Origin of the sequence: Anaerotaenia torta, from assembly GCF_050433395.1 — a bacterium.
Classification (GTDB): domain Bacteria; phylum Bacillota; class Clostridia; order Lachnospirales; family Lachnospiraceae; genus Mobilitalea; species Mobilitalea torta.
On the sequence record NZ_JBNPXH010000001.1, the window covers coordinates 447,561 to 456,782 of the forward strand.

Consider the following 9,222-nt stretch of genomic DNA (forward strand, 5'->3'; position numbering starts at 1 on the left):
AAAGCAAAGTCTGTTGTATGATAGTGCTGTAAAAATAAATAAAGGTAAATTCTTCGGGGCAGGGTGAAATTCCCGACCGGCGGTATAGTCCGCGACTCTTGGATGATATCTTATCATCAAGGATTGATTTGGTGCAATTCCAAAACCGACAGTAAAGTCTGGATGTGAGAAGAGAAGCAGAATAGGATCGATTTTCTATGCCCCAATTTTAATCTATTTAAAATTGAGGGCATTTTTTTTAAGATCTGTTCTGCACCGCCAGGAATTTTTCCTTTGTATTAAAAAAGGAGAGAACAAAATGAAAGCAAATACGATGATGAATCAAAGTAAATCCCTATTTTCCACGAAGCAGATGGTAACCATCAGCCTCTTATCAGCACTGGCCTATGTATTGATGCTGATCCATCTTCCCTTTAAGCCTCTTGGGTTTCTGGAAGTGGAATTCAGCAATATTCCGGCATTGATTGCCGCATTGACTTACGGACCCTTTGCCGGTGTGATCGTTGAGCTGGTTAAGAACTTAATCAAAGCAATTACCGCCTCTACCACAGGTATGGTGGGAGAGCTGGCGAATTTCCTGATCAGCAGCGCCTACATCATCCCGGCCGGATTGCTGTACCGGCTCCACATGGGTGGAAAGCGGAAAGCGGAAGTCCATAAGGCGGCCGTAGAGACGGGCAGAGAGAGATCCGGGAGAGCGCTTTATTTGTTTCTCATGTTTGGCATTAGTACGGTAGCCATGACTGCTGCCGGTGCACTGTTGAATTATTATGTAATGCTTCCGTTATATGCTAAGGTTCTGGGAGGAATGGATGTCATTGTGGGGATAGCTGCCGGCAGTGTGCCGGCAGTACAGGATTTGGCTAGCCTGATCCTTTTGGGCATCACCCCATTCAATATTTTCAAGGGGATTTATATCTCTGTCATCGGTTACTATACCTACCGTATGCTGCGGGGAAAACTGCTGAATTAACAGGTATAACGGCGGATTGTTATAAAATGAAAAAAGGTCCGGGATCAAATCCCGGACCTTTTATAATAACATTTTCCTGTTCTAATTAAAGAATTTAAACAGCTCCTGCTTTGACTTTGAGGGATTCTTCAGCCGGTTAGGAGCGTATACTACCGCATACAGGATAGCGCTGAGCACGATACCTCCGAAGAGATCCAGCACGGAATGCTGCTTCAGGAACACGGTGGATAAGCAGATCAGTATGGTTAATATAAGGGCGGAAAACTGTATCCATTTGATATTACGAAGCTTCTCACTCTGATTGATGGCAAACATGGCTCCGATGGAGTTGAAGGTATGGATACTGGGAAATACATTTGTCGCCGTGTCCATGGAGTAAATGGAGGCCAGCATATCAATAAATATATTGCTCCGTCCCAGAGTGTCCAGGTTCACCCTCAGATAGTGACCATTGGGCCACACGGTATAGATAATCAGGCAGATTGTCATACCGGAGAAAAGGAAGGCGCAAACCTTATAAAAGTCCGTCTTTGAGGTAAATAAAAAGTAGAGTATGGTTGCGGCAATGTAGAGAAACCACAGTAAATACGGCAGAATGAATACCTCATTAAAAGGGATGAGCCTGTCGAATTTGGAATAGACCGGATTGAATTTTGTGGTCACTGTCCGCTCCAGGTAGGTAAACCATACCATATAAATGAAAAAATAGGAGAGAATCCATCCGTGACGGTATTTTATAATAAAGTTCCTGACTGCCTTCAGCATTTTCATATTGAATCAACCTTTCTTGTGGATAAGAGGGAACCGGGCTTTTGCACAGTGCTCCCGGAGGACCCGTACCCTTGTCATCAAGCTCTGTAAATTATAGCACAGAATGCCGGGGGAAACAATATACTTAAATTTACTTTTTTCTTAAGAATATCTTAGGAAATGATAGTTCGGTCAGCAATGCCGACGCACTCTTCACTTTGTAGATTGCATTTTATTGGAACTGGGAATATAATGATGGAAGTGTGAAAGGCATGTCCCTTTCCATAGGGAACAGGGAAGGCCGGGAGAGAGGAGCAAGGCATGAGAGTCGTAATTCAAAGAGTATTGGAAGCCAGTGTAACAGTGGAAGGGCGCTGCACGGGTTCCATCGGAAAAGGATTTCTGATCTTATTAGGGGTAGGTGCGGAGGACTCCAGAGAGATCGCAGATAAATATATCGACAAGATTTTGAAGCTTAGGATCTTTGCGGATGAGAAGGGGAAGACCAACCTGTCCCTGCAGGATGTCCGGGGAGAGGTCCTGGTAGTGTCCCAGTTTACACTGTATGCGGAATGCAGAAAGGGGAACCGTCCGGACTTCATTCATGCAGCGGGAGCGGCAAAAGCGGAGGAGCTTTATCTGTATGTGCTGGAGAGTATTAAAAATCGTCTGGGTAAGGTGGAGGCAGGTGAGTTCGGCGGGGATATGAAGGTGTCCCTGGTGAATGACGGGCCGTTCACCATTGTGCTGGATGAAAAACTGGTACAGTAAAAGTTTTTGAAGGTCACAAACCGGTCTGCGGTTTTTAATGTGATTTTAATGAAATCCTATTTGTTTATTTATTCAAAATCCAGTATAATTAATATCGGTATCTGGGATTATGTGGGTAATCAAATCTTCACAAGAAAGGCGAGGGAGTAAATGATCATTGTAAAGGATTTGACAAAGGTCTATAAGCTGAACAAGAAACAGATGCAGGAGCTTAAGACGAAGAAGAACATGAAAAAGGCACTGGATAAGCTTTCATTGGAAGCCAGGCCCGGCGAGATCTACGGGTTGCTGGGACCCAATGGCGCAGGTAAGACAACGGCGCTTCGTACCATCGCAACTTTACTGAAGCCCACCCAGGGTGAGGTCAAGGTATGCGGCTATGATACGGTGAAGGAAGGAGAGAAGGTCAGGAAGAGCATCTGCTTTTTGACCAATGAGATCAAGCTGGATCCCCAGTTTTCTCCGAAGTATATGTTTGATTTTTTTGGAAGACTGCATGATCAGGATGATAAGACCATCAATGAACGCAGGGAGCAATTATTCCGGTATTTCGGCATTACGGATTTTGCGGATAAGAAGATTGATGAGCTGTCCACCGGCATGAAGCAGAAGGCATCCATTGCCGTCAGTCTGGTTCATGACCCGGAAGTGGTGATTTTTGACGAACCTACCACCGGCCTGGACATTGTTACAGCCAGGAGCGTAACCGATTATCTGAAACAGCTCAAGGAAGAAGGCAAGACCGTCATTATATCCACTCATATCATGTCGGAGGCGGAGAAGCTTTGTGACCGGATCGGTATTATTATCAATGGCGTGAAGGTGATGGAGGGAACATTGGAGGGTATCCTGGAAGAGACAGGAACCGAAGAATTAGAGGATGCCTTCTTCGAACTATATAAAAAGCATAATAAGGAGGAGGTGTAATATCATGATGAACGGAACAAAAAACATAATAAAAAAGGAATTGTCCAGAGTATTTCATGATAAGAAGCTGATCTTCAGCCTTTTCATTATGCCGGCTATTATGATGGTTGGTATGTATTCCATTATGGGAACGCTGCTGAGCAATATGATGAATGATATTGAGGAGCACGTACCTTCCGTATATATACAAAATGCGCCGGAGGATCTGGAGGACAGCATCACTGCCGTCGGATACCGGGCCGATATAAAATATCTGGAAGCATCCGAGAAAACAGATCATATTAAGGACGGGATTCTGAATGGCAGCATTGATCTGTTAGTGGTATTTGAAGAAGGCTTTACAGACATGCTTCATTCCTATCAGGCGGCGGGCGATCCCATCCCGGAGGTCAAGACCTTTTATAATACGGCAGAGGATTACTCCAGTGCAGCCAGGGAGAATTTTGTGGGCAGCGTATTAAATGTTTATCAGCAGGTGAAGCTGGAGCAGCGCCTGGGCAATCTGGAACAGCTTCAGGTCTTCTATATCGACAGGGACCCCTCCAGCTCCGTTATTGTAGACGAGAAGAAGCAGAACGGGCGTATGCTGGGGATGATGGTGCCTTTCCTGATCAATATGATGCTTTTCGCCGGAGCCATGGGACTTGGCGTGGATGCAATTACCGGGGAGAAGGAGCGCGGAACCATGTCCAGTATGCTGGTATCTCCCATCAAGCGGGGAGAGATTGTACTGGGTAAATTGATCTCACTGGCAATCCTGTCCAGCATATCAGCGGCAGTGTATGTGGTGTCCATTGTTGCCGCAATGCCCCTCCTGATGAATGGCATTACCGACGGGGCCCTGGAGGGGATGGGATTGAGTTTTACTCCGGTTGAGATTCTTATGCTTCTGGTGATTATGATCGCTGTGGTGTATCTCTATGTGGCCGTGGTTGCCTTGATTGCCATCCTGGCGAAAAACTCCAAGGAAGCCAATACCTATGTTATGCCGGCTTATATTTTAGTTGTTCTGGGAAGCATAATGACTTATATGGGAAAAGGAGACAGTAAGCTGACCAGCTTCTTAATCCCGGTTTACAACAGCGCCGTAAGTATACAGAATTTGCTGATGGGAGAACTGACCTTTGCACAGTTTGGTGTTACGGTGGCAACGGTTGCGGCTTTGGCAGCTGTTATTACATTTTTAATCACAAAGGCATTTAACAGCGAGAAGATTATGTTTAATGCGTAATTAACGAAAAGAGCAGACAGAATAGAGAAGGGAAGGGCGGCTGCCTCTCACGGTATATCCGGTAGAGGGCAGCCGCTTTTCCCTTCTCTCAGGTTGTTATGAATCATAATTTTCTTTCTTTCTATATATATTATTAGTAGAGTTTTATGCCGGTGCGGCAGGCGTAAGGGCGGTAAGCCCTGATTGGCGCAGTGAGCAGGGAAGGCGGCAGGAGGCATGATGAATAGGGTTAATCCGATTGTAAGTGAAGATTTTGCGGATTTGCTGGTGGAATACAGTGGTGACGAGAATATATTAAGGTCTTTTCCCAATGCCTATATTGAGATTGTTAATTTTCTCCATGCAGTGGTGCATATTCCGGTATCACTGGTTACCAATCAAATTATTCGGGACTGGGGATATTCCGTCATGCCCAGGCTGTATGGCACCATCAGCATTGAGAGCTTGGAGGCATCCGGCATACTCAGAATTAGAAACATTCCGAATTTTAATCTCTTGGGAACGGGAGTGCTGCTGGGCTTTATCGATACGGGAATTGACTATACGAACCCGATCTTCCAGTACGCCGACAATACAACCAGGATCGTTTCCATTTGGGATCAGACGATTCAGACGGGCCCTACTCCCCAGGGACGTTCCTATGGGACGGAATATACCAGGGAGCAGATTAATGAGGCTTTGCAGAGCGAAAATCCGTTGGGGATTGTTCCTAGCATGGATGAGAGCGGCCATGGAACCATGGTGGCAGGAATTGCCGGAGGAAATCCGGTGAATACAGGCGGCCCGGCAGGCAATTTCTCAGGAGTTGTGCCGGGAGCCGAATTTGTTGTAGTTAAGGTAAAACCGGCAAAGCAATATCTTAAGAACTTTTTTATGATTCCTGAATCGGCTCTGTGTTTTCAGGAGAATGATATTTTATTTGCAATGGAATATTTGCTGCGTACGGCGTACCAGCTGGGGCGGCCGATTGCCATATGTATGGCTCTGGGCTCCTCCCAGGGTGGACATGACGGCTCGGGAATTCTTAGCAATTATTTCTCTCTGGTGGCCACTTCACCAGGGGTGGTTCTGGTGATTGCCGCGGGTAATGAAGGGAATGGAAGGCGGCATTACTCCGGTATGGTCAACACCGCTACCGGCTATGATACGGTGGAGCTTAACGTGGGAGAAAACGAGAGTGGATTTTCCATGGAGCTATGGGGAGATTCCCCCAGTGTTTTTTCCATAGATATACGTTCCCCTTCCGGCGAATACATTCCCAGAATAGCCGTTGGCATGGATGAAAACCGGGAGATTTCCTTTATCTTCGAGGAGACCGTTCTTTATGTGGACTATCAGATGGTGGAGGAACAGAGCGGAGATCAGTTGATTCTGGTTCGTTTTCGCAACCCGACCTCAGGAATCTGGCGGTTTAATGTATATGAGCGGGGGGATATGCATCTGGGCTTCAATATCTGGCTGCCCATGGCCAATTTTATCTCTTCGGATACTTTTTTTCTGAACTCGGATCCCTATGTGACGATTCTGTCCACCGGAAATGGAGAAATACCCATTACCGTGACAGCGTATAATGATGAGGATGACAGTCTCTATCCGAATGCCAGCCGGGGATATACCAGGAGCGATGTCATTAAGCCCAATATTGCCGCCCCGGGGGTGGATATCACCGGACCCAACCTGGAACAGGGCTTTAGCAGCTACAGCGGCACCAGTACCTCGGCGGCCCATACGACAGGAGTGGCGGCCATGGTGCTGGAATGGGGCATTGTCCAGGGCAATTTGCCGGGAATGAGTACGGTTGAATTCAAGAAGCTGGTAATGAGAGGGGCCCGGAGAGATGCCGATATCCATTATCCCAACCGGGACTGGGGTTATGGTATTTTGGACGTTTTCAATGTATTTGACAGTCTGCGTACGGGAATCGTGGTATAGTGCTTTTGGGAAGGCGATAAAATTGGGAAGAGGAAACTGTGAGGTGTCATATGACGGAGGAGGAGAGAGCCAGGATTGTCAGTGAAGACTATGCGGATCTGATTGTCAATCATTTTAATAATCCGCAGGCTTTGCAGCAAATTCCTAATGCTGCAGTTCAAATTATGAATGAAATTTATGCCGTTCTGTATATTCCGGTAGCCCAGCTGGAAGGCCGCGGGGTTGGAGCGTACGGCTTTTCCATCACGCCCTATTTATGCGGATTGGCCAGCGAGGCTGCACTGGAGGCCTCCACGGTAACAGAACTGAGGAATTACCCTGGATTTAATCTTCGGGGAGAAGGGGTTCTGATCGGAATTATAGATACGGGAATTGATTATACGCTTCCGGTATTCCAAAAAGAGGACGGAAGCACCAAGGTTGAGGCCATCTGGGATCAGACGGTACAGAGCCCGGATTTTCCTTTTGATACGGGGTTTGGCACGGAATATCGCAGGGTGCAGATTAATCAGGCCCTTCAGTCGGAAAATCCGTTAGAGATAGTGCCCAGTACGGATGAGAATGGGCACGGAACCATGCTTGCAGGTGTTGCGGTCGGAACGGAGAATCCGACTGCAAGATTTGCGGGGGTTGCGCCGGATGCCGAGCTTGTTGTCGTAAAATTAATGCCGGCAAAGGAATATCTGCGGGAGTTTTATGCAATTCCCGACGGAGTTGTCTGCTATCAGGAGAATTCTATTATGTGGGGGGTCCAATACTGTGTACAGGTGGCAAGGGAGCTTAATCGTCCCATTTCCATCTGTCTTGGCATAGGGACATCCCAGGGGCCCCATGACGGTTATTCCTCCCTGGGCTCCCTGCTGTCTCTTTTTGCGGATTTCCCCAACACGTCCATTGCTATTGCGGTGGGGAATGAAGGAAACCGGGGGAGGCATTTCCGGGGTACCATTGATCCGGTGAGTCAGACCACTACGGTGGAGCTGAATATCGGAGAAGCGGACAGGGCATTCTCCATGGAGCTGTGGGGAGATGCGCCGGGGATTTACAGCATTGATATCCGTTCCCCGGCCGGGGAATATATTCCGAGAATTCCCCCCAGTCTGAGGGTGAGGAGGGAGGTTTCCTTTATTTTTGAGGAGACGGTTATCTATGTGGAATATCAGACGGTGGAGACCCGGACCGGGGATCAGTTCATTCTGATCCGATTTCGGAATGCGGTGCCGGGAATCTGGCGCTTTACGGTATACGGTCAGGGAGGGCTGCCCGGCAGCTTTCATATATGGCTGCCTATGGGGGATATGATTTCTACTGAAACTTATTTTATTCAGCCGGATATCTATACCACCCTCCTTGATCCCGGCACGTCAACAACACCCCTCACGGTTACGGCGTATAATTCTATTACCGGAACCCTCTATGTCAATGCGGGCAGGGGATATACCAGGTCCAATGTAATTAAGCCGGAGCTGGCTGCGCCGGGGGTAAATTATGCGGCTCCGGATCTGGACGGGGGGTTTACGAATTATACCGGAACCGGAGTGGCATCGGCCCATGCGGCGGGAATTGCGGCTCTTGTGCTGGAATGGGGGGTGGTGCAGGGAAATCTGCCGAATATGGACACCGTCGTGATTAAAAACTTTTTAATCCGGGGAGCCAGACGGAGCAGCAATCTGTCCTATCCCAACCGGGACTGGGGCTATGGGATGATCGATCTTTTTAATACCTACAACATGCTGCGGATCAGCCCGTAGCCGACGTATTAAAATTAATATTTAATTTAAATGTATAAACTTTCCCATTTTACAAACAATAGTAGCAGATAGAAATATAACGGTTAATTACGATTATATTTTCTGTAGAAGAAAATCATGTAAGATGGAGGAAGATCATATATGAAAGCAACGGGTATTGTAAGAAGAATAGATGACCTTGGACGCGTCGTGGTTCCGAAGGAAATCCGCCGCACCTTAAGAATTCGTGAAGGCGATCCTCTGGAAATCTTTACAGATCGTGAAGGGGAGATTATCTTAAAGAAATATTCGCCCATTGGTGAGCTGGGGCAGTTTGCCAAGCAGTATGCGGATGCGCTGGCACAGACGACGGGGCATATTGTTGTCATTACGGATAAGGATCAGTTTATTGCCGTGGCAGGAACCACGAAGAAGGATCTGCTTACCAAGAGTATCAGCCATGATCTGGAAGAAGCGATCAATGAGAGGGAAACCGTAGTAGCGTCCAAGGATGAGAAAAACTACATTCACATTATGAATGATGATGATTCTGAATTTGCTTATCAGGCGATCATCCCCATCATCAGCGAGGGGGATGCCATTGGTTCCGTAATTTTCCTTACCAAGGAGGCAAAGATAAAATTCGGGGATCTTGAAATTAAGCTGGCTGCAACAGCCGCCAATTTCCTGGGACGGCAGATGGAGCAGTAGTTGCCGAAAGAATAGAGAAGACAAAGGGATACGCTGCCGGCAGCGTATCCGTTGCGGGCAACATCTACGTTGCATGCAACGCAGGATAAAAGCACTGAGATTGTGGGGAAGCGCGGCTTCCCTATAATTTTTGCTCAAAATATTCGGCACTTATTGCATTTTTATGGGTATTATGGGTATAATGTCGATAGACATTA

The 9,222-nt window shown here is 47.2% G+C and carries 8 protein-coding genes and 1 riboswitch; of the genes, 7 read left to right on the forward strand and 1 reads right to left on the reverse strand.

From position 1 onward, the window contains the following. The first annotated feature begins 45 nt into the window (after positions 1 to 45). Positions 46 to 178, forward strand: a riboswitch (FMN riboswitch). Between the two features lie 120 nt (positions 179 to 298). Then, entirely contained in the window at positions 299 to 973 is a 675-nt protein-coding gene (locus HNQ56_RS01935; RefSeq protein WP_429142218.1) for an ECF transporter S component, read from the forward strand. An 81-nt stretch (positions 974 to 1,054) separates the two neighbouring features. Here HNQ56_RS01935 and HNQ56_RS01940 read toward each other — a convergent pair whose 3' ends face one another. Beyond that, complete coding sequence (locus tag HNQ56_RS01940) at positions 1,055 to 1,744, reverse strand: phosphatase PAP2 family protein (protein ID WP_429142220.1); 690 nt, start codon at positions 1,742 to 1,744, stop codon at positions 1,055 to 1,057. A 300-nt stretch (positions 1,745 to 2,044) separates the two neighbouring features. Here HNQ56_RS01940 and dtd point away from each other — a divergent pair, with 300 nt between their 5' ends. The 6 genes from dtd to spoVT all read left to right on the forward strand — a co-directional run bounded on the left by dtd (position 2,045) and on the right by spoVT (position 9,025). Next, a complete protein-coding gene (gene dtd / locus HNQ56_RS01945) occupies positions 2,045 to 2,494 on the forward strand; it encodes a D-aminoacyl-tRNA deacylase (protein WP_429142222.1) in 450 nt (149 codons plus the stop codon). 150 nt (positions 2,495 to 2,644) lie between these two features. Beyond that, on the forward strand, positions 2,645 to 3,421 hold the full coding sequence (locus HNQ56_RS01950) for an ABC transporter ATP-binding protein (protein WP_429142224.1): 777 nt from the start codon (positions 2,645 to 2,647) through the stop codon (positions 3,419 to 3,421). Between the two features lie 4 nt (positions 3,422 to 3,425). Continuing rightward, entirely contained in the window at positions 3,426 to 4,652 is a 1,227-nt protein-coding gene (locus HNQ56_RS01955; protein ID WP_429142226.1) for an ABC transporter permease subunit, read from the forward strand. A gap of 219 nt (positions 4,653 to 4,871) precedes the next feature. Next, complete coding sequence (locus tag HNQ56_RS01960) at positions 4,872 to 6,584, forward strand: S8 family peptidase (protein ID WP_429142228.1); 1,713 nt, start codon at positions 4,872 to 4,874, stop codon at positions 6,582 to 6,584. 38 nt (positions 6,585 to 6,622) lie between these two features. Then, entirely contained in the window at positions 6,623 to 8,335 is a 1,713-nt protein-coding gene (locus HNQ56_RS01965; RefSeq protein WP_429142229.1) for a S8 family peptidase, read from the forward strand. 141 nt (positions 8,336 to 8,476) lie between these two features. Then, complete coding sequence (gene spoVT, locus HNQ56_RS01970; RefSeq protein WP_429142231.1) at positions 8,477 to 9,025, forward strand: stage V sporulation protein T; 549 nt, start codon at positions 8,477 to 8,479, stop codon at positions 9,023 to 9,025. Positions 9,026 to 9,222: the final 197 nt, after the last annotated feature.

Bases quoted from the DNA above. Each gene is read 5' to 3' on its own strand.
- HNQ56_RS01935 (WP_429142218.1), top strand. From the start codon at position 299: ATGAAAGCAAATACGATGATGAATCAAAGTAAATCCCTATTTTCCACG.
- HNQ56_RS01960 (WP_429142228.1), top strand. From the start codon at position 4,872: ATGAATAGGGTTAATCCGATTGTAAGTGAAGATTTTGCGGATTTGCTG.
- HNQ56_RS01940 (WP_429142220.1), bottom strand. From the start codon at position 1,744: ATGAAAATGCTGAAGGCAGTCAGGAACTTTATTATAAAATACCGTCAC.
- dtd (WP_429142222.1), top strand. From the start codon at position 2,045: ATGAGAGTCGTAATTCAAAGAGTATTGGAAGCCAGTGTAACAGTGGAA.
- spoVT (WP_429142231.1), top strand. From the start codon at position 8,477: ATGAAAGCAACGGGTATTGTAAGAAGAATAGATGACCTTGGACGCGTC.
- HNQ56_RS01950 (WP_429142224.1), top strand. From the start codon at position 2,645: ATGATCATTGTAAAGGATTTGACAAAGGTCTATAAGCTGAACAAGAAA.
- HNQ56_RS01955 (WP_429142226.1), top strand. From the start codon at position 3,426: ATGATGAACGGAACAAAAAACATAATAAAAAAGGAATTGTCCAGAGTA.